Below are 19,459 nucleotides of genomic sequence, written 5' to 3'. Positions count from 1 at the left end.
GCGCAATGGCCTCAGGCACCCTTCATAAGGCAGCCAGCGGCAAGCACGACATAGGCCGCCAGAACAAGCCAAAGTGCGTAGGTCGCCAAAGCGGCGATCACGCCAAACCCGCCAAGCACGCCAAGGATGGCAAGCAGCAGCGCGAGCAGAAAGAACACTTGATTAGGTGCATTCAGTTTCATGATTGACCTCACGATGTTATTTCGTGCATGCAATCTATGCTGAAAACCCGCAATTATGCCACAATATTCGGCACCAATATCGCAACAGCCTACAATTTGTGGTAAAAAGTCGCAATACTCGCGCCGGTCTCAGGCCTCGCGGCCCTTCTCGATGCGCACGAACTCTTCTACCCGGCGGCCCGCGTCGGCACCCCGGTTCCCCTGCCGCTGCGCTTTCTTGGCGGCGGGGTTCGGGGCCTTGGCGCGTTCAATCTCGACAAAGGCACGCAGCCGGTCACTATCAGCACTTTCGCGGTCGCGGTCGGTTATGTGACGGGTCATGGCAGGCTCCTTCTTGCTGCGGACCCTCAACATAACACTTTGGCCGCGCAATTTCACCCCTGAGGTGTCATTGCCTTGCGCTGGCGGGCGCGTTCCAGCCCAAGCTGGTGCTCGCGCCAGATGATCAGCACCCCGGCCGAAATCACCAGCGCCGCACCGCCCAGCATGATCAGCGTCGGCACCTCGCCGAAGAAGACATAGCCGATGCCTATGGCGAAAATCATCGACGCATATTCGAACGGCGCAATCACCCCGGCATCGGCAAAGCGGTAGCTCGAGGTCAGGAATACCTGCCCGACCCCGCCAAGCACCCCCGCCAGAACCAGAAGTGCTGCTTCACGCGGGGCGGGAACCACCCAGCCGAAGGGCAGCGAGATCAGGCTCAGCACACTTGCGGTGACCGAAAACCAGAAGACAATTGCCGAGGTGCGTTCGCTCGCCACCAGCTTGCGCACGAAAACCTGCGCCAGCGACGAACAGACCGCCCCCATCAGCACCACCATGGCCCCCAGCGCTTCGCGGTCGCTGGCCACGCCGATACCGCCGAGCCGCGGAGAAAGCACGATCAGCACCCCCGCCAGCCCCATCGCCACCGCCGCAATGCGAAACGCCCGCACCCGCTCGCCCAGAAACATCGCGGCAAAAATCACCGTCAGGATCGGCGAGGCATAGCCGATCGCGGTCACTTCGGGCAGCGGCAACATCCCCAGACCGGCAAAGCCGAGCCCCATTGCCGCCGTGCCCAGCAAGCCGCGCCAGAAATGCCCGAGGGGGCTGGCAACGCGCACCCCGCTTCGCAGCTCCCGTCGCCACGCGAGCCAAACCAGAATCACCGGAATTGCGAAGAAAGACCGGAAAAACACTGCCTCCCCCGGCGGCACATGCGCCGCGGTGGCCTTGATCAGCGCCGCCATGGCGATGAAGACCAAAACCGAGATCAGCTTCAGCAGGATGCCGCGCAGAGGAGACATGGCACCACGTTAGCGCCGACGGCGGCGAAGGAAAGCCCGCCGCGTGTCACCGTTACAATTTTCTGCGCGCCAGCCGCACAGCCGCCCAAACCGCCGCATCCGCCACCGCGGCGTCGTTATCGCTGCAGAGCGCCTCGGCCACCACGCGCAATTCGGACTGCCCCGAATTGCCGATCGCATAAAGCACGTTGCGCACCATCCGGTCGCGCCCGATCCGTTTGACCGGGCTGCCGGCAAAGCGCGCCCGGAAAGCCGCATCATCCAGGCCCGCCAGCTCGGCCAGCAGCGGCGGCTCCGCCGCACGCGGGGCGTAACCCATTTCGCGTGCGGCCAGCGCAAACTTGTTCCACGGGCAAACCGCCAGGCAATCGTCGCAGCCATAGATGCGGTTGCCCATCAGCCCCCGCAACTCCTCCGCCACCGGCCCCCGATGCTCGATCGTGAGATAGGAAATGCAGCGCCTTGCATCGAGCTGATAGGGGGCCGGAAAGGCCCGGGTCGGGCAGATTTCAAGGCAGGCGGTGCAGGCCCCGCAATGGCTTTCTTCGGCTTCATCCGGGGCAAGCTCCAGCGTGGTGAAAATCGCGCCAAGAAAGAACCAACTGCCCAGATCGCGCGCCAGAAGGTTGGTGTGCTTGCCCTGCCAGCCCAGCCCCGCCGCCGCCGCCAGCGGCTTTTCCATCACCGGCGCGGTATCGACGAATACCTTGATCTCGCAGCCCGCCTCGGCCACCAGCCAGCGGCCAAGCCGTTTCAGCCGCGCTTTCACGATGTCGTGGTAGTCGCGCCCCTGCGCATAAGCGCTGATCGCCCCGCGCTCGGGCCGCCGCAGAACTGCCAGCGGATCGACAGCGGGCGTATAGACCTCGGCCAGCATCAGCACCGAGCGCGCTTCGGGCCAAAGTGCCGCAGGGTTGCCGCGCCAGCCCATCCGCTCGGCCATCCAGCCCATCTGCCCATGCCGCCCGGCCGCAACGAATGCCGCCAACCGCGCCGCCGCTTCTGGCACCGCATCGGGTCGCGCCACCCGCGCCTTGGCAAAGCCCTCGGCCAGGGCCCGTTCGATCAGCCGCGCCTTCACGTTGTCCTTCTTCAATGCCGAAATACCCTCGGGGGGTGCGGGGGGCGGAAAGCCCCCCGCGCTTCAGAAATCAAGTTCCGCATATTGCGCCGAAGGTGGCAGCCCCGGCACATGGTCGGCCAGAAGCGAGCGAAAGGCCGGGCGCGACTTGATCTTGGCATACCAGTCCTTGACGGTGGCGGAACGGTCCCAGTCCACATCGGAAATGTAGTCGAGACAGCTCAGATGCGCGGCCGCGCAGAAATCGGCCAACGTCAGCACGTCACCGGCAAGCCAACGCCGCTGGTCAAGCAATTCGTTCATGTAGTCCAGATGCCGTTTCACCGCGCTCAACCCGGATTTCACCGTCTTGCTGTCGGGGTAGCCTTCCTTGCGGATCTTCTTCCAGACCCGCTCGCCCATCACCTTCGCGGTGACCTCGGCGTTGAACTTGTCATCGAACCAGGCGCAAAGCCGCCGCACCTCGTAGCGCGCCAAAGGATCGCGTGGCAAAAGCGGCGGGGTCGGCACGGTCTCCTCGATGAATTCGCAAATCGCCTGGCTCTCGGCCATGATCCGCCCGTCAAGCCGAAGCACCGGCACCTTGCCCGCGGGGTTGCGGCGCAAAAACTCGGGTGCCTGCTCCCAATAACGCTCCTCGACCAGCTCGACCTCGATCTTTTTCTCCGCCAGCACCAGCCGCACCTTGCGGCAAAAGGGCGACAGCGCGACGTGGTAAAGACGGTTCATCGGGTGGCCTGTTCGGGGATCGATCAACCCCTGATAGCGAGGCGGGCGGGGTGGATCAATGGGGCTGGGCGGATGATCGCATGATCTGTCTTGCGCTATGGCCAATGTGCCCGCTGCGGCCTAGTCTGCGCCGCCAGCCGCCCAAAGCGCCAGCCGCCGCCGATGAAAGCCCGATGATGTCCCTTCGCCCCCGAGGTTCCGCAGCGCTCGCCCTTGTTGCGCCGCTCTTGCAGGTGGCGCTGCTCTGGCTGCTGTCCGATCTCGGTTTCTACCTTGTTCTGCCCGCCATCGGGGTCGCGCCGGATTACAACACCAACGGCGTTGCCATTGCGCTTTACTATGCGTTCTGGAGCGGCGTCGCGGTGATCGGTTTTTGGCCGCTCTACGCGATCTGGTCACGCTACGCACAGTGGAAGACCTTCGAGAACCGCCTGCTCAGCCTCGCCGTCTGGTCAGTGGCATTCGCCGGGGCGATGTATTTTGTTGCCCGGGTGCTTCCGGCGCTGCCCGCCTTCGATTTGCGTGAAGGCGTCATACCGCCGGCGCTTCCGCTGGCGAACGGCTGGTACTTTCTGCCCAAATCGGTGGAAATCCTGTTCCAGCAATTGCTGGTGACGGCACTTGTGCTCGGCCTTGCCGCGCGCGATATCGGCCTTCGGCGCATATCGCTGGCCTGCGCGCTGGTATTCGGTGCCGCGCATCTCCTGCTGGCTTTCGGCGATGCGCCCTGGGGCTATGTGCTGCGCTTTACCGCCATGGCGTCGCTGTTTGGCCTCGCCTTTCCCTACCTGTTGCTGCGGGTGCCGATGGGGCTGGCCTATTCCTATGTGGCGCACTGGGGGTTTTACGCATTGCTTCTGACCCTGGTGCGCAGCTTCGGCGCGCCTTCGGCGGGGTAGCCTGCGGCTTACCCCCGCCGCGGCGGCTCGAACGCATAGACCAGACCCGGCCGCAAGGTTACCGCGTCATCGCCAAAATCCCGCACCTTGTATTCCGCCACCGGGCGCAAGTCGTTGCGCGGCAGATAGGCGCGCCCCGGATCGCCGACCAGAACCGTGATTCCATGGCTGCAACAGCGGCGGAGAAAGGCGGCAACGCGCCGCGCCACCCCGGCGGCATAAAACACGTCCCCCGCCAGAATGAGGTCAACCCCGGGCGGCGGCAACGCGCAGATGTCATTTTGCAAGACCTCGATCCGCACATCGTTCAGCGCCGCGTTCAACCCGATAGCCGCTGCCGCGTAGGGGTCGATTTCGGCGCAGATCACCCGCGCCGCACCGGCGCGCGCGGCAGCAATGCCAACCACGCCCGACCCGGCACCAAGGTCAAGCACCCGCAAGCCGCGCACCAGGCCGGGGTTTTCGGTGACATGGCGCGCCAGCGCTGCACCGCCTGCCCAGACATAAGCCCAATAGGGGGCCGCCCCGCCAATCCGGGCCAGCCCGCTTGCCGGATGGGCCTGGTAGGTCCGAATGTCCGGCAGCATCGGCACCGGGCCTGCGCGCAGGTTTGCCCGAATGAAAGCCCCGGCCGCCTGCGGCGCAGGCCTGTTGGTCATGCGCGCCTCTTGCCGCTCATTCCCAGCATGCCGTGCGCCCGTCTGCCCTGATCGTATCGGCCCCGTCGGCAATCGCCTGGGCGCGCGACGAAACAAAGGCCGAGGGCCGGGCGGCATCGCGCCCCTTGGGGTCGGGCAGCACGGCGGCAAGCAGCGCCGCCTGCCGGCGCGTCAGCTTGTCGGGGGTGGTGTTGAAATAGCGCTCGGCGGCGGCATGCACACCAAACACCCCGGTGTCGAATTCGGCGACGTTGAGATAGACCTCGAGCACCCGCCGCTTTGACCAGACCAGTTCGACCAGCGGCGTGATCCCGGCTTCCAGCGCCTTGCGGATCCAGCTTCGGCCTTGCCAGAGAAACACGTTCTTGGCCACCTGCTGGCTGATGGTGGAACCGCCGCGCCCCGCACCATCCTTGATTGCGGCGCGAATCGCTGCCACGTCAAAGCCCCAGTGCTGGCAGAAATTGGCATCTTCCGCCGCCACCACCGAGCGCGCCATCACCGGCGCGATGGCTTCGATCGGCACCCATTTGCGGTGCGTCTGGCCAAGCCGCCACCACTCGCCCAGCATGGTCATGGTCACCGGCGGGTTGACCACCGAATAAAGCGCGATCGAAGCCAGCATCAAGCCGAGCGCCAGCATCGTGCCGCGCCAGAGCCAATACCACGACCAGCGCAAGAGCCGCGCCAGCGGCCCGCGCTGCGGTGGCTCGATCTCATCAGGTATTGCAGCTTTTTTGGCCATGCCGCAGCAAGAACACTGCTGCGGCCCCCAGGTCAAGCCGCCAGAAGCAGCGCCTCGCGGCCGCGCACCAGTGGCCGCGCCATTGCCCAGCGATCACCGCCGGCGATGCCGGGAAAGAGAGCCAGCAACTCGGCCCTGATCGCCGCATCCCCTGCCAGCATCGTGGCCCCGGGGTAAAAGCTTTCGCTCGGCGCGCCCATAGCGGTGACAATCTGGTGGCGGTCGAACATCAGGTGCACATAGCGCACCCGTGCCGAGGGCGCGCGGGTAACGCCCGCGCCATCGACCAGATGCAGCGCCGCCACCAACACCTCGTCTTCGCCAAAGAAAAGCTGGGCCCGCCAGTCGCGCACCAGCATCCGGTGCTGTGGCGATACCAGCAGCGGCGCGGTGTTGCCGATGCTGCCGGGCGCAAAACGCACCGGCGCGAAATCGCCCAGCCCGGCCGCCACCCGCTGCCCGACCCAGGCAAGCGGCTGCGCGCCCTGATCGCGGGTCTCCACCAGATCGCCCGGGCCCAGCGTTTCCACCCGCTGCTCGCCCTTGGGCGTGCGGATCAGCGTTCCCGCCACAAAGCAGGGCGGCCCGAAACTGCCCACCGGCACCTGTGTCGAGGTGTTGACCCAGGTTGAGGAGACGAAGGTGGCGTTTTCCAGCACGGTGCCGTCGGTCGGGGTGAACACCGCCGGGCCGCCGCTGCGGTAAAAGGTGACGCCGGTAATGGTGACCGTCTGGCCGTTCATCACCACCCTGATCGTGTCGCCAACCCAGACCGAGGTAACCCGAAGCCCGCCGACCAATTCGCCCGAGGTTGCCGAAATCCAGTTGTTGTCGTTGCCATCGACAATGGTCAGCTTGGTCACCGCCAGCGCGGTCCCGCCCGCAGGCGGGTTGCCGGGGTCCATCACGAAGAACTGGTCAAGATAGCTGGTTGCCATGCGCACCTCACTGCCGCCGATAAGGCGCAGGCAAACATGCAAATCCGGTTAAAACGCGGCGAGGTTCGGGCCAGAACGGGGCGGCTGCGCGTGCCCCGCCCCGCCTGGCAACGGGCAGGCCTTATTCGGCGGGCATCGCTGCCGCCTCAAGCGTCAGCGGATGCGGCAGATGCACCAGCATTTCGCGCGGGCAGACCTGCACGAAGCGGCCCTTTTCGATCGCCCAGTTCTGCAAGATCTCGCGGGCCTTCACGCTGCCTGTCTCGGAAAAATGGCGCTCGATCATGGCTTTGAGCTGCGCTTCCCAATGCGGGTGCTCGACCGGGCAGGTCACCAGCGTTTCCATGTTCATCGAGCCTTTGGCGCGGTCTTCGGGGTCGTGCACATAGGCCATGCCACCGGTCATGCCCGCCCCGAAGTTAGCACCGATACTGCCGAGAACCACCGCAACCCCGCCGGTCATGTATTCGCAGCCGTTCGAGCCGCAGCCCTCGACCACCACCCTGGCCCCAGAGTTGCGCACCGCGAAGCGCTCGCCCGCGCGGCCTGCCGCAAAAAGGTAGCCTGCGGTTGCACCGTAAAGCACGGTATTGCCGATGATGGTGTTTTCCGATGCCACCAGACGGCTTTCCATCGGCGGCCGCACCACGATGATGCCGCCCGAAAGGCCCTTGCCGACATAATCGTTGGCATCCCCCATCACCTCCAGCTTCAGCCCGGGTGCCGCGAAGGCCCCCAGTGACTGGCCACAGGAGCCGGTCAGCTTCACCGTCAGGTGGTCGGGTTGCAGCGCGTTCTTCATGCCGAAGTTGCGCACGATATGGCTCGAGGCGCGGGTGCCGATGGTGCGGTGGGTGTTGCGCACCGCATAGCTCAGCTGCATCTTCTCGCCATCCTCGAAGAACCGCGCGCCATCGCGCACGATCTCGGCGTCAAGCGTGTCGGGCACATGGTTGCGCGGCTTGGAGCGGTCGTAAACGATCTTGTCAAAGCCATCGACGGTAATCAGCAACGGGTTGAGGTCGAGGTCGTCAAGATGTGCCGAGCCACGGCTGATCTGCGCCAGCAGATCGGCACGGCCGATCACCTCATCAAGGCTGCGCGCGCCGATCGAGGCAAGAATGTCGCGCACCTCCTGCGCATAGAAGGTGATCAGGTTCACCACCTTGTCGGCGGTGCCGTTGAACTTGGCCCGCAACGCGGGGTCTTGCGTGCAGACCCCCACCGGGCAGGTGTTCGACTGGCACTGGCGCACCATGATGCAACCCATCGAGATCAGCGCGGCGGTGCCGATGCCATATTCCTCGGCCCCCATCATCGCCGCCATCACAATGTCGCGCCCGGTGCGCAGGCCGCCATCGGTGCGCAGCGTCACCCGCTCGCGCAGGCGGTTCATCGCCAGCACCTGATGCGCCTCGGTCAGCCCCATTTCCCAGGGCAGACCGGCGAATTTGATCGAAGTGGCAGGGCTTGCGCCGGTGCCGCCGTTATGGCCCGAAATCAGGATGATGTCGGCCTTGGCCTTGGCCACGCCCGCAGCGATGGTGCCGACGCCGCTTGAGGCGACCAGCTTGACCGTCACCTTGGCGCGCGGGTTGATCTGCTTGAGATCGTAGATCAGCTGCGCCAGGTCTTCGATGCTGTAGATATCGTGGTGCGGCGGCGGCGAAATCAGCGTCACCCCCGGGGTCGAATGGCGCAGCCGCGCGATCAGTTGCGTGACCTTCATGCCGGGCAATTGCCCGCCCTCGCCGGGCTTGGCCCCTTGCGCGACCTTGATCTCCAGCTCTTCGCAGGCGTTGAGATACTCGGCTGTCACGCCAAACCGCCCCGAAGCCACCTGCTTGATCTTGGCGCTGGGGTTGTCGCCGTTCGGTTCCGGCACGAAATGCGCCGGGTCCTCGCCGCCCTCGCCGCTATCGGATTTGGCACCGATCCGGTTCATTGCGACGTTCAGCAGTTTGTGCGCCTCGGGGCTGAGCGCGCCAAGGCTCATCCCCGGCGTCACAAAGCGCTTGCGGATCGAGGTGATGCTTTCCACCTCTTCAATCGGCACCGGCCTGCCCAGCGACTTGATATCGAGAAGGTCGCGCAGGTGAATCGGCGGGTTCGCCCGCATCATCGCGCTATACTGCTTCCAAAGGTCATAGTTGCCCTGCTCGCAGGCAAGCTGCAAAAGCTGCATGTTGTCTGCTTGCCAGGCGTGCTTTTCGCCGGTGCGGCGCGCCTTGTAGAAGCCGCCAACCGGCAGAATGTCCTGCCCGCCCAGCCAGCCGCGCGCATGAACCTCTTCGAGCTTGCGCTGGATACCGTGCAGGCCAATGCCGGAAATGCGGCTCTGCATGCCGGGGAAGTATTCGGCGACCATCGCGCGCGAAAGCCCCACCGCCTCAAAGTTCAGCCCGCCACGGTAGGACGAGATCACCGAAATGCCCATTTTCGACATGATCTTGAGCAGCCCGGCGTCGATGGCATCGCGGTAGCGGCGAATCGCGTCTTCCAGACTGCCCTGCAAAAGCCCGCGCGTCACCCGGTCGGCGATGCTGTCTTCGGCGAGGTAGGGGTTCACCGTGGTCGCGCCGCAACCGATCAGCACCGCAAAGTAATGGGCATCGATACATTCGGCGGCGCGCACGTTGATGCTGGTGAAGGTGCGCAGGCCCTTGCGGGTCAGCCAGCTATGCACGGCGGATGTTGCCAGAATCATCGGCATCGGCACCCGGTCGGGGCCCTGGGTCTGGTCCGACAGAACCAGGTGGTTGGCACCCGAGCGCACCGCGTCTTCGGCCTCGGCGCGGATCCTCTCCAGCCCTTCGCGCAGCGTGTCCTGCCCGGCGTCCGCGGCGAAGGTGCAGGCGATCACCGCCACGCTGCCGCCAAACTGCCGCATCATTTCGCCAAATTCGGCGGTTGCGATGAACGGGCTTTCCAAGATCAGAATCTCGGTCTGGCTGCTGTCCTCGTCGAGCACGTTCTTGAGGTTGCCAAAGCGGGTCTTCAGGCTCATCACCCGGCTTTCGCGCAAGCTGTCGATCGGCGGGTTGGTAACCTGACTGAAGTTCTGTCGGAAGAAATGCGAAAGCGGGCGGTAGATTTTTGACAGCACCGCAGGCGGCGTGTCATCGCCCATCGAGGCCAGCACCTCTTTGCCGCCCTCGGCCATCGGCGCAAGGATCTGTTCCAGTTCCTCCAGCGTGTAGCCCGCCGCGATCTGCCGTTGGCGCAGCTCGGCACCGGTGAACATCGCCTTTTCAGGCACGTCGCGCATGATCTCGTTGAGGTTGAACACCTTCGAGATCCATTCACCGAACGGCTGGCTTGCCGCCAACCGGTCCTTGATAGCGCGGTCGTGGTAAAGCTTGCCATCCTTCATGTCGACGGCGATCATCTGCCCCGGCCCGAGCGCGCCTTTTTCGGCCACGTTGGCTTCGGGCACCGGCACCATGCCCACTTCAGACCCGGCAATCAGCAGGCCGTCGCGGGTCAGCACATAGCGCATGGGCCTCAGGCCGTTGCGGTCAAGCCCGCCGCAGACCCAGCGACCATCGGTCATCGCCAGCGCCGCAGGCCCATCCCAGGGCTCCATCACGGCGTTGCAATAGGCATACATGTCTGCCCAGGGCTTCGGAATGTCGCCGGTAAAGTTCGACCAGGCTTCGGGCACCAGCATGGTCTTGGTCATCGGCGCGCTGCGGCCCGAGCGCACCATCACCTCGAACACCGCATCCAGCGCGCCGCTGTCCGATGTGCCCGCCGGGATGATCGGCTTGATATCCTCGGCGGCCTCGCCGAAAGCGTTGGAGGCCATTCGAATCTCGTGGCTTTTCATCCAGTTGACGTTGCCGCGCAGGGTGTTGATCTCGCCGTTATGCGCCAGCATCCGGAACGGCTGCGCCAGCGACCATTGCGGAAAGGTGTTGGTCGAATAGCGCTGGTGATAGATCACGAAGGCGGACTCGAACCGCTCATCGCGCAGATCGGGGTAGAAAACCGCAACCTGCTCGGCCAGCATCATGCCCTTGTAGATGACCGACCGGCACGACAGCGAGCAGAGGTAAAGCCCCTGAATCTGCGCCGCCAGCGCCGCCTTCTCGATCCGGCGGCGGATGATGTAAAGCTCGCGCTCAAAGGTCTCCTGATCGATGTCCTTTTCGCAGCGGATCAGAATCTGTTCGATTTCGGGGCGCGTGGCGTTGGCCTTTTCGCCCAGCACATCGGTGTTCACCGGCACATGCCGCCAGCCGTAGATGTAATGCCCCATCCGCAGAACTTCGGTTTCCACGATCGTGCGGCAGCGCTCCTGTGCGCCAAAATCGGTGCGCGGCAGGAAAACCTGCCCCACGGCAATCAGCTTGCCCATGTCCGGCTCATGGCCGGTGCGGCGCACCTGATCGTAAAAGAAACTGACCGGGATCTGCACATGGATCCCCGCGCCGTCGCCGGTCTTGCCATCGGCATCGACCGCGCCCCGATGCCAGACCGCCTTCAGTGCCTCGATGCCATGCTCGACCACCCGCCGCGAGGGGGTGCCGTCGATCGAGACCACAAGGCCCACGCCGCAGGACGAATGCTCGTCTTCGGCACGGTAAAGCGAATGCGCATCCATCCAGGCGCGGCGCGCCTCTTCTTCGGCAACCCAGGTGGCGTCAAATTCGGTCATCGCGGAAACTCCTCAATCGGTCGGTCAGGCCGGGGGCGCGGGCCAGCACCGCGTTGCAGTCGAATTTCGGCTCCAGCGTGCCAAAGCCGTCTTCGCCAGGCAGCGCGAAGGTGACCGGCGGCTGAAAGGTCTCGATCCGGTCGCCCTGCGCGTTTTCGAACACCTCGGTATCGCCAAAGAACAGCCGCAGGTCGCGGCTGATGAACTGCGACCCCGAGCGGCGGGTCAGGAACGCGCCCGAGGCGTCATAGGAACTCAGATCGAAGGTGCTGCGCTCAAGCGGAATGCCGTCGATCATCACGGTTTCGCCGGTCAGCGTGTCGGCCCCGACAAAGCGCTCGACAAAGCCGTCACTGGTTTCGGTCATGAAATCGAAATCGTCGCGCCCGGTGGCCAGCAGGGTTGAAAAACTGGCGTGGTCGGCTGCCTTGGGCAGCAGCCGTTCAATGTTGCCGCTGTCATGGTCGATGCTTTCGATCCAGCGGGTTTCAAAGTCGATCCGGCTGGTAAAGAAGATGCCGACGCCATCGGCAAAGGTGATCCAGCGGTCGCCGGGGGCATCGCCGGTGCAGGAATAGACGTTGGCCACCTGGCATTGGCGCAGCTGCGCGGTCAGCGACAGCGTGCAGCCCCGTGGCGGCTCGAATGTCTGCGCGGCAACCGGGGCACCGCCCGCAATCATCAGCGCCAGCGCGGTCACAACGGTTTTTATCGCCTTGGTCATGTCACTTCCCCTGATCAATCGGCGGCGGCCCTGCCGGGCCGCCCGCTTCCCGGGTATCATTCTGCCGCCATGGCACCGCTTTGCGCCAGATAATTCATGATGCTTTCGCCTGCCTCGCGGCCGTCGCGGATTGCCCAGACCACAAGGCTTGCACCGCGCACGATATCGCCCACCGCAAAGACGCCGGGAAGGCTGGTCGCGTGGCTGCCATGGGCGGCCTTGATCGTGCCCCAGCGGGTCGTTTCCAGCCCCATGCAACCCCAAAGCTCGGGCAGGTTCTCCGGCTCGAAGCCCAGCGCCTGCACCACCAGATCGGCGGATTCCAGATAATCCGCGCCCTCGATCACTTCGGGTGTCTGGCGCCCGGTGGCATCGGGCGGCCCAAGCCGCATCCGCTGCACCAGCACGTCGCTGACCGGGGTTCCCGCGAAGGCCACCGGAACCGAAAGCCAGACGAATTCAACCCCCTCTTCCTCGGCGTTCTGCACTTCGCGCTGGCTGCCGGGCATGTTGGCCCTGTCGCGGCGGTAAAGGCATTTCACGCTTGCCGCTCCCTGCCGGATCGCGGTGCGCACACAGTCCATCGCGGTATCGCCGCCGCCGATCACCAGCACCCGCTTGCCCGCCGCATTCAGCTCGCCATTGTCGAAAGCCTCGACCTCGTCGCCGAAATCCTTGCGGTTGGCGGCGATGAGGTAGTCAAGCGCGCGCACGATACCTGCGGCACCGGACCCCGGCCCCTCAAGCTCGCGGGTCTTGTAAACCCCTGTGGCTATCAGCACCGCATCATGCCTGCCCCGGATCGCGTCAAAGCTCAGATCGACGCCGACATTGCAGCCAAGCACGAATTGCACCCCGGCCTGTTCCAACTGGCCGATCCGCTGCATCACCACGTCTTTTTCCAGCTTGAAGCCGGGAATGCCGTAGGTCAGCAAGCCCCCTGCGCGGTCATGGCGGTCATAGATCGTCACCTGCACCCCGGCGCGGCGCAGCACATCGGCAGCGGCAAGCCCGGCTGGCCCGGCACCGATGATGCCGACCGATTCCGCCCGCTCGGCTGCCGGTCGGATCGGCTTCACCCAGCCCATGTCCCAGGCGGTGTCGGTCAGATATTTCTCGACGGCACCGATGGTAACGGTGCCATGCCCCGATTGCTCGATCACGCAATTGCCTTCGCAGAGCCGGTCCTGCGGGCAGATGCGGCCGCAGATTTCGGGAAATGTGTTGGTCTGCTGGCTCAGCTCATAAGCTTCCTGCAACCGTCCCTCGGCGGTCAGCCGCAGCCAATCGGGAATGTTGTTGTGCAGCGGGCAATGGGTCTGGCAATAGGGCACGCCGCACTGGCTGCACCGGCTTGCCTGCTCGGCGGCCTTCTGGGCGGCGAATTCGCGGTAGATCTCGCGAAAGTCGCTGGCGCGCACCGAAGGTTCGCGCTTTTCCGGGGTTTCCCGCGGCAGCGTCACGAACTTGAGCATAGGTTGCTTGGCCACGGCGGCACCTTCCGCAAAGGTTACGATGCGGCATTGCTACTGCGGGTAATTTGAAAATAAAAGTCAGAATGCGTTACCTATTTGTCGGTAATTCGCAAAGAACCGCCAGCGCTTTGGGTTTTTTGCCGAAAAAAAGGTATCGCGTGCTGACCTACTACCTAGAACCCCACGGCCAATGCCACCAGAACCACAGTTCCAAGGGTGATTCGCCACCAGCCGAACAACGCGTATCCGTGACGGCTGACGTAACCCAAAAGCCCGCGCACCACGAAAATCGCCGCGATGAAGGCGGCTACAAAGCCTATCGCGATCTCGTTCAGCGCGGCGACATCAAGCACATCGCGGTTTTTCCACAGGTCATAGGCAAAGGCCCCGGCCATCGTCGGCATCGAGAGGAAGAACGAAAATTCCGCTGCTGCGCGCTTGCTCGCGCCCAGCGCCAGCGCCCCGACGATTGTCGCCCCCGAACGCGAGACGCCGGGCACCATCGCCAGACACTGAAAGAGCCCGATCTTCAGCGCCATCCCCAGCGGCAAGCGCATCGCGTCATCATGCCGCGGGGTCAGCGGCAGCCGATCGACCCAGATCAGCACCACCCCGCCCAGCACCAGCATCACCGCGATCAGCAGCGGCGATTCGAACAGCACCGTCTTGATGAAATCATGCGCCAGCACCCCGATCACCACTGCCGGCAAGAACGCCAGCAGCACCGAAGCGATGAACCGGCGCGCTTCAGCATCGCGCGGGGCGGAGGCGAAGACCGCGATCAGCCGGAGCGCATAAACCCCCACAATAGCCAGAATTGCGCCAAGCTGAATCACCACCTCAAAGGCCTTGCCGGTCGATTCAAAGCCAAGAAAGTGCCCCGCCAGCAGCACATGCCCGGTCGAAGACACGGGAATGAACTCGGTGAGGCCCTCCAGCAGGCCAAGCCCGGCGGCAACCAGCGTGGTATCGCCCATTCAGGTCGGCTTGCGCAGGTTCTTGGCAGAAGCCTTGATTGCGTCAAACTGCCCGGTCGGGCGGAACCGCCACAGATAGTCCGGCAAGACCGCCGCCATCGGTGTCGGCTCAATGCCGAGATCGGCAAAGCCGCGCGCGTTCTCGCCCACAATATTGTCGTGGCGCAAGAGCTTGACCTGATCGCGGGTCAGCATCCGGTTCACGATCAGCCCGCCCCAGAGGAACTGGAAGCTGTCGAACCACGCCGCCAGCGCGTAGGCGACCCAGAACGGCGTGTTCACCACGATGCGGCGGCGCAGGGTAACGGCCAGCATCCTGTCGATCAGCTCGCGCATCGTCTGCACATCCGGGCCGCCCAGCTCGTAGGTGCCGCTGGCCTCACCCAGCACGGCCTTGACCGCCGCCTTGGCAACATCGTCCACATAGACAGGCTGGAACCTTGTACTGGCCCCGACGATCGGCAACACCACGCCCCAGCGCGCCATCATCGCGAACTTGTTGAAGAAACCGTCTTCAGAACCGAACATGACCGAGGGCCGCAAGATCACCGCCGAGGGAAAATCGGTGCGCACCGCCGCCTCGCCCGCCGCCTTGGTGCCGGCATAATTGCTGGTGCTGGAGGTTTCGGCCCCGATTGCCGAAACATGCACCAGTCGCGCCACGCCCATCTCGGTAGCGATCCGCGCGATCCGCGCGGCACCCTGCGCCTGCACTGCATCAAAGGTGTTCTTGCCCTCGCGCACCAGAATGCCGACGCAGTTGACCACCGCATCTGCACCCTGCATCGCTCCGCGCACCGAGGCGTCATCGCGGATGTTGCAGCGTACCGGCTCCACCTGCCCCAACGCGCCATAGGTGCGCACGAAAAGCGCCTCGTTGTCGCGCCGCACCGCTACGCGCACGCGCCAGCCTTCCTGCGCCATACGACGGGCGATGTAGCGCCCCAGAAACCCCGACCCGCCGTAAATGGTGACAAGTTTCGACATCGGTGCCCGCCTTTCGTTCCCGAAATCCGCCCCTTGATTAGCGCCAAGCCCCAAGCCCGACAAGGGTAAAGGCTGCCGCAGGGCGGGGCGCGCGGAAATTGTTGGCGACCCCCGTTGACTCTGCCTTTGCCCGCCGATAATCACCCCGCTCACGGAACACCTGCCCAGGTGGCGGAATTGGTAGACGCGCACGGTTCAGGTCCGTGTGCCGCAAGGCGTGGAGGTTCGAGTCCTCTTCTGGGCACCATTACCCCGAGATTGTCAGCGGTTTGACGCAGCGCACCCCGCGCGGCGGCTTTCCGCTTTTTTCCAGTGCTGAAAAGGCTGTCCGATGTCCGCGCAGGTTCCGGTGAATGACCATATCCGCTCACCCCGGCTGATCCTAGCCGCGATAGCGATGATGCTGTTGCTCGCGTCGCTCGATCAGACCATCGTTTCGACCGCGCTTCCCACCATTGTTGCCGAACTTGGCGGCATCGACCATCTGAGCTGGGTGATTACCGCCTACCTGCTGACCTCGACCGTTGTCGCGCCGCTTTATGGCAAGCTGGGCGATCTTTATGGCCGCAAGCTGATGATGCAGATCTCGGTGGTGCTGTTCCTCGCAGGCTCGGCACTGGCGGGTCAGGCCACCTCGATGCTGTTCCTGATTGCCGCGCGCGGGCTGCAAGGGGTTGGCGGCGGTGGCCTGTTCGTGCTGGCGCTCACGGTCATCGCCGATGTGGTGCCACCGCGCGAACGCGGCAAGATTCAGGGCATTTTCGGCGGAGTCTTCTCGCTTTCGTCAATCGGCGGGCCACTGATCGGCGGCTATCTTACCGAGCATCTGAGCTGGCGCTGGATCTTTTATGTCAACCTTCCCCTGGGCATTTTCGCGCTGGTGGTATTCGCGCTGGCGTTCAAGCCGCGCGGCATCCGCACCGGGCACCGCATCGACTATCTCGGCGCGGTGCTGCTGACCACGGCGCTTTCCGCAGTGGTGCTGTTCACTTCGCTTGGCGGGCGCAGCTTTGCATGGGATTCGGGCTTCATCCTCGGCCTCATTGCGCTCGCGGCAGTTACCCTGCCGGCCTTCGTGCTGGTTGAACGGCGCGCCGCCGAGCCGATTCTGCCGCTGGCGCTCTTCTCGCATTCGACCTTCGTGCTGTTTTCGGCCATTGGCGCGATCATTGGCGCTGCAATGTTCGGTGCCGCCACCTTCCTGCCGCTCTATCTGCAAGTTGCCAAGGGCATCAGCCCTACCGCGTCGGGCCTGCAGATGCTGCCGATGATGCTGGGCATCATGGCCGGATCGATAGGCTCTGGCCAGATCATGGGTCGCACCGGGCACTACCGACGCCTGCCGCAGATCGGCATGGCAGTGCTGGTGCTGGGAATGGCAAGCCTGACCCTGCTTTCGCCCGATACCTCGCGCTGGGCGCTGGTGGGAATGATGGCGCTGGTCGGGCTTGGCATGGGGCCAACCATGTCGGTAGGCACCACTGCCATTCAGAACGCCGTGCCGCGGCACATGCTCGGGGTCGCAACCTCGGGCTTCACGCTGTTCCGGCAGGTGGGCGGATCGGTCGGAATTGCAGTGTTCGGGGCGATGTTCGCCTCTGGCCTCGCCGCGCGGCTTGCCGGGCTGCTGCCGCCGGGGGCCGACCCTGGCACCTTTGGCGCGGCGCAGGTTGCAGCGCTTCCCGAAGCCGCACGCGCCGTTGTCGCCTCTGCCTTCACCGAGGCCATGCACCCGATCTTTGCCATCGGCGCGGCGCTGGCGGCGGTGGCGCTGGTGCTGTCGTTCCTTATTGTCGAAAAACCGTTGGAAAACACCATCGGGCGGCCCGGTCAGGGCGGTGCCCATTGACGCGCCGCCCGCCCATCGGCAAAACCCTGAAACAGGCAGCACCGCGCGCCACCCCGCGCCCGGCGACCAGCGAGGCGCAGATGACCAACCATCTTCACAAGGGTGACCTGCCCGACGGGCTGAACCTCGGCCCGGTCGTGGCAATCGATACCGAGACGATGGGGCTTGATCCGCACCGCGACAGGCTTTGCCTCGTGCAGCTTTCCTCGGGCGACGGTCACGCCCACATGGTGCAGATCGCGCAGGGCCAGCACAGCGCGCCAAACCTCGTGCGGATGCTGGCCGACCCGGCGGTGCTCAAGCTCTTTCACTTCGCCCGCTTCGATGTGGCAGCGCTTTACAATGCCTTTGGCGTGGTCACCGCGCCCGTGTGGTGCACCAAGATCGCCTCGCGCATGGTGCGCACCTTCACCGACCGGCACGGGCTGAAATACCTGCTGCAAGACCTGGTGGGGGTGGATGTTTCCAAGCAGCAGCAAACCTCGGATTGGGGCGCTGAAGAACTGACCCCGGCGCAGCTCGACTATGCAGCTTCCGACGTGCTCTACCTGCACCGGCTGAAGGCCGAGCTGGAGATCCGGCTTGCGCGCGAAGGCCGCAGCGCGCTGGCGCAGGCGTGCTTCGATTTTCTTCCGGCGCGCGGTCAACTGGACCTGATGGGCTGGGATGAACCGAATGACATTTTCCACCACTGACGCCGCCACCTGGCTTGCCACCGCGCGCCGGGTGATCGGCATCGAGGCAGAAGCGCTCGTCCTGCTTGCCGAAAGCCTTGGCGAAAGCTTTGCGGCGGCCGTCGCGGCAATCCTTCAGGCGCGGGGCCGGGTGATCGTTTCGGGCATGGGCAAATCCGGCCATGTCGCGCGCAAGATCGCCGCCACGCTCGCCTCTACCGGCACACCGGCGCAATTCGTCCACCCAGCCGAGGCAAGTCACGGCGATCTGGGCATGGTCACGCGCGAGGATGTGGCGCTGGTCCTGTCGAACTCGGGCGAAACCCCCGAGCTTTCCGACATCGTTGCCCATACCCGCAGGTTTTCCATTCCGCTGATCGGCGTTGCCGGGCGGGCAGGCTCGACCCTGCTGCGGCAGGCCGATGTGGCGATTCTGCTGCCGCAGGCTCCCGAGGCCTGCGGCACCGGCGTGGTGCCCACCACCTCGACTACGATGACGCTGGCGCTGGGCGATGCGCTGGCCGTGGCGCTGATGGAACATCGCGCCTTCACCCCCGAACATTTCGCCACCTTCCACCCCGGCGGCAAGCTTGGCGCGCGGCTTGCCACGGTAGCAAGCCTGATGCACGATGCGCCGCCGCTGGTCGCCGAAAACGCGCCAATGGCCGAGGCGCTGCTGGTGATGACCAACAAGGGCTTTGGCGTGGTCGGGGTGACCAACGCGACCGGCGCGCTTGCCGGGATCATCACCGATGGTGACCTGCGCCGCCACATGGAGGGGCTGCTGGGCCGCCGCGCGGGCGAAGTCATGACCCGCGCCCCGCAGACCATCGGCCCCGGCGCGCTTGCCGAGCAGGCGGTGGCGCTGATGAACGATCGCAAGATCACCTGCCTTTTCGTGCTCGCGCCCGGCGGGAACGGGCGGCCCCTGGGGGTTTTGCACATTCACGATTGTCTGCGCGCCGGGGTGGCCTGAACATGGCGCGCAACTACGACGATACCTATTCGTGGCTCGTCGCAGGTGCCAAGATCGTGCTGCCGCTGATGGCGCTGGCGCTGCTTTCAACGCTGTTTCTGGTTTCCGAACGGATCGACCCGACCCAGCCCGTGCCCTATGCCGATATCGACCTTGATGAACTTGCGCGCGAGCCACGGCTGACCCAACCGCGCTTTGCCGGTGTCACCGAAGATGGCGCGGCGCTGACGGTTGCAGCCAGCGGCGCGCGCCCCGATGCGGTGGGCACCGGTGCCAGCGCGACCGGCATTGTGGTGCGGATCGAAAGCCCCGAGGGCTTTACCGCCGATATCCTCGCCGACGAAGGGCGGCTTGACCCCGCGCTGGGCGAGGTGCGGCTGACAGGTTCGGTAAGCCTGCGCACCTCTGCCGGTTACGCCATCGCGACCGAAGCGGTCAGCATGCAAACCGACCGCACCCGCGTCGAATCGCCCGGCATGGTGGTTGCCGAGGCTCCCTTCGGCCAGATTTCCGCCGGAACCATGCTGCTTTCAACCGCCGCCGCCGGGGCCCCGCATCTTCTGGTTTTCAACGCAGGCGTGAAGCTGATATACCATCCGGTGAATTGAGGAA

The 19,459-nt window shown here is 64.8% G+C and carries 18 protein-coding genes and 1 tRNA gene; 6 read left to right on the top strand and 13 right to left on the bottom strand.

Features of this window, described 5'->3' with window-relative positions; genetic code table 11:
- Nucleotides 1-11 precede the first annotated feature (11 nt).
- From Q8J98_RS01840 to Q8J98_RS01820, 5 genes are all read right to left on the bottom strand, one after another.
- On the bottom strand, nt 12-182 hold the full coding sequence (locus tag Q8J98_RS01840) for a hypothetical protein (protein WP_305184587.1): 171 nt from the start codon (nt 180-182) through the stop codon (nt 12-14).
- A 129-nt stretch (nt 183-311) separates the two neighbouring features.
- Entirely contained in the window at nt 312-503 is a 192-nt protein-coding gene (locus Q8J98_RS01835; RefSeq protein ID WP_305292893.1) for a hypothetical protein, read from the bottom strand.
- Nucleotides 504-556: 53 nt separating this feature from the next.
- On the bottom strand, nt 557-1,474 hold the full coding sequence (locus Q8J98_RS01830) for a DMT family transporter (RefSeq protein ID WP_305292892.1): 918 nt from the start codon (nt 1,472-1,474) through the stop codon (nt 557-559).
- Nucleotides 1,475-1,526: 52 nt separating this feature from the next.
- Complete coding sequence (queG, locus tag Q8J98_RS01825) at nt 1,527-2,570, bottom strand: tRNA epoxyqueuosine(34) reductase QueG (protein ID WP_305292891.1); 1,044 nt, start codon at nt 2,568-2,570, stop codon at nt 1,527-1,529.
- A gap of 48 nt (nt 2,571-2,618) precedes the next feature.
- Nucleotides 2,619-3,284: a glutathione S-transferase family protein gene (locus Q8J98_RS01820; RefSeq protein ID WP_305292890.1), complete on the bottom strand. Its 666-nt coding sequence runs from the start codon at nt 3,282-3,284 to the stop codon at nt 2,619-2,621.
- Nucleotides 3,285-3,457: 173 nt separating this feature from the next.
- Between Q8J98_RS01820 and Q8J98_RS01815 the strand changes: the two genes are divergently transcribed.
- Nucleotides 3,458-4,183, top strand: a complete 726-nt coding sequence (locus Q8J98_RS01815; protein WP_305292889.1) for a hypothetical protein — start codon at nt 3,458-3,460, stop codon at nt 4,181-4,183.
- A gap of 8 nt (nt 4,184-4,191) precedes the next feature.
- Here the strand turns inward: Q8J98_RS01815 and Q8J98_RS01810 are convergent, their stop codons facing one another.
- The 8 genes from Q8J98_RS01810 to Q8J98_RS01775 all read right to left on the bottom strand — a co-directional run bounded on the left by Q8J98_RS01810 (nt 4,192) and on the right by Q8J98_RS01775 (nt 15,348).
- A complete protein-coding gene (locus Q8J98_RS01810; RefSeq protein WP_305292888.1) occupies nt 4,192-4,842 on the bottom strand; it encodes a methyltransferase in 651 nt (216 codons plus the stop codon).
- Between the two features lie 16 nt (nt 4,843-4,858).
- Nucleotides 4,859-5,587, bottom strand: a complete 729-nt coding sequence (gene mtgA / locus Q8J98_RS01805) for a monofunctional biosynthetic peptidoglycan transglycosylase (RefSeq protein ID WP_370867997.1) — start codon at nt 5,585-5,587, stop codon at nt 4,859-4,861.
- A gap of 32 nt (nt 5,588-5,619) precedes the next feature.
- A complete protein-coding gene (locus Q8J98_RS01800; protein WP_305292887.1) occupies nt 5,620-6,525 on the bottom strand; it encodes a Hint domain-containing protein in 906 nt (301 codons plus the stop codon).
- A 121-nt stretch (nt 6,526-6,646) separates the two neighbouring features.
- Nucleotides 6,647-11,185, bottom strand: coding sequence for a glutamate synthase large subunit (gene gltB, locus Q8J98_RS01795; protein ID WP_305292886.1), 4,539 nt, complete (start codon nt 11,183-11,185; stop codon nt 6,647-6,649).
- Complete coding sequence (locus Q8J98_RS01790; protein WP_305292885.1) at nt 11,172-11,909, bottom strand: hypothetical protein; 738 nt, start codon at nt 11,907-11,909, stop codon at nt 11,172-11,174. Before Q8J98_RS01790 ends, gltB begins: the two co-directional genes overlap by 14 nt.
- Before the next feature lie 56 nt (nt 11,910-11,965).
- Nucleotides 11,966-13,399, bottom strand: coding sequence for an NAD(P)-dependent oxidoreductase (locus Q8J98_RS01785; protein WP_305292884.1), 1,434 nt, complete (start codon nt 13,397-13,399; stop codon nt 11,966-11,968).
- A gap of 158 nt (nt 13,400-13,557) precedes the next feature.
- Nucleotides 13,558-14,361, bottom strand: coding sequence for an undecaprenyl-diphosphate phosphatase (locus Q8J98_RS01780; protein ID WP_305292883.1), 804 nt, complete (start codon nt 14,359-14,361; stop codon nt 13,558-13,560).
- On the bottom strand, nt 14,362-15,348 hold the full coding sequence (locus Q8J98_RS01775) for a complex I NDUFA9 subunit family protein (protein WP_305292882.1): 987 nt from the start codon (nt 15,346-15,348) through the stop codon (nt 14,362-14,364). It abuts the gene before it with no gap.
- A gap of 162 nt (nt 15,349-15,510) precedes the next feature.
- Between Q8J98_RS01775 and Q8J98_RS01770 the strand changes: the two genes are divergently transcribed.
- From Q8J98_RS01770 to Q8J98_RS01750, 5 genes are all read left to right on the top strand, one after another.
- Nucleotides 15,511-15,595, top strand: a tRNA-Leu gene (locus Q8J98_RS01770).
- Between the two features lie 84 nt (nt 15,596-15,679).
- Nucleotides 15,680-17,197, top strand: coding sequence for an MDR family MFS transporter (locus tag Q8J98_RS01765; RefSeq protein ID WP_305292881.1), 1,518 nt, complete (start codon nt 15,680-15,682; stop codon nt 17,195-17,197).
- Nucleotides 17,198-17,277: 80 nt separating this feature from the next.
- Complete coding sequence (locus tag Q8J98_RS01760) at nt 17,278-17,892, top strand: ribonuclease D (RefSeq protein ID WP_305292880.1); 615 nt, start codon at nt 17,278-17,280, stop codon at nt 17,890-17,892.
- On the top strand, nt 17,873-18,847 hold the full coding sequence (locus Q8J98_RS01755; protein WP_305292879.1) for an SIS domain-containing protein: 975 nt from the start codon (nt 17,873-17,875) through the stop codon (nt 18,845-18,847). The genes Q8J98_RS01760 and Q8J98_RS01755 overlap by 20 nt, the downstream gene beginning before the upstream one ends.
- Before the next feature lie 2 nt (nt 18,848-18,849).
- On the top strand, nt 18,850-19,455 hold the full coding sequence (locus tag Q8J98_RS01750; protein WP_305292878.1) for a hypothetical protein: 606 nt from the start codon (nt 18,850-18,852) through the stop codon (nt 19,453-19,455).
- Nucleotides 19,456-19,459 lie beyond the last annotated feature (4 nt).

The sequence above is a fragment of the Phaeovulum sp. genome (assembly GCF_030684035.1).
In the GTDB taxonomy this organism is placed as follows: Bacteria; Pseudomonadota; Alphaproteobacteria; order Rhodobacterales; family Rhodobacteraceae; genus UBA6213.
Note: the sequence above shows the minus strand (reverse complement) of the source record. Positions and strands in the feature narration are given on the sequence as shown.

Bases quoted from the DNA above. Each gene is read 5' to 3' on its own strand.
- Q8J98_RS01790 (WP_305292885.1), bottom strand. From the start codon at position 11,909: ATGACCAAGGCGATAAAAACCGTTGTGACCGCGCTGGCGCTGATGATT.
- Q8J98_RS01765 (WP_305292881.1), top strand. From the start codon at position 15,680: ATGTCCGCGCAGGTTCCGGTGAATGACCATATCCGCTCACCCCGGCTG.
- Q8J98_RS01830 (WP_305292892.1), bottom strand. From the start codon at position 1,474: ATGTCTCCTCTGCGCGGCATCCTGCTGAAGCTGATCTCGGTTTTGGTC.
- Q8J98_RS01780 (WP_305292883.1), bottom strand. From the start codon at position 14,361: ATGGGCGATACCACGCTGGTTGCCGCCGGGCTTGGCCTGCTGGAGGGC.
- Q8J98_RS01835 (WP_305292893.1), bottom strand. From the start codon at position 503: ATGACCCGTCACATAACCGACCGCGACCGCGAAAGTGCTGATAGTGAC.
- Q8J98_RS01775 (WP_305292882.1), bottom strand. From the start codon at position 15,348: ATGTCGAAACTTGTCACCATTTACGGCGGGTCGGGGTTTCTGGGGCGC.
- Q8J98_RS01840 (WP_305184587.1), bottom strand. From the start codon at position 182: ATGAAACTGAATGCACCTAATCAAGTGTTCTTTCTGCTCGCGCTGCTG.
- Q8J98_RS01755 (WP_305292879.1), top strand. From the start codon at position 17,873: ATGACATTTTCCACCACTGACGCCGCCACCTGGCTTGCCACCGCGCGC.
- gltB (WP_305292886.1), bottom strand. From the start codon at position 11,185: ATGACCGAATTTGACGCCACCTGGGTTGCCGAAGAAGAGGCGCGCCGC.
- Q8J98_RS01810 (WP_305292888.1), bottom strand. From the start codon at position 4,842: ATGACCAACAGGCCTGCGCCGCAGGCGGCCGGGGCTTTCATTCGGGCA.
- Q8J98_RS01800 (WP_305292887.1), bottom strand. From the start codon at position 6,525: ATGGCAACCAGCTATCTTGACCAGTTCTTCGTGATGGACCCCGGCAAC.
- Q8J98_RS01760 (WP_305292880.1), top strand. From the start codon at position 17,278: ATGACCAACCATCTTCACAAGGGTGACCTGCCCGACGGGCTGAACCTC.
- Q8J98_RS01820 (WP_305292890.1), bottom strand. From the start codon at position 3,284: ATGAACCGTCTTTACCACGTCGCGCTGTCGCCCTTTTGCCGCAAGGTG.
- mtgA (WP_370867997.1), bottom strand. From the start codon at position 5,587: ATGGCCAAAAAAGCTGCAATACCTGATGAGATCGAGCCACCGCAGCGC.
- Q8J98_RS01815 (WP_305292889.1), top strand. From the start codon at position 3,458: ATGATGTCCCTTCGCCCCCGAGGTTCCGCAGCGCTCGCCCTTGTTGCG.
- Q8J98_RS01750 (WP_305292878.1), top strand. From the start codon at position 18,850: ATGGCGCGCAACTACGACGATACCTATTCGTGGCTCGTCGCAGGTGCC.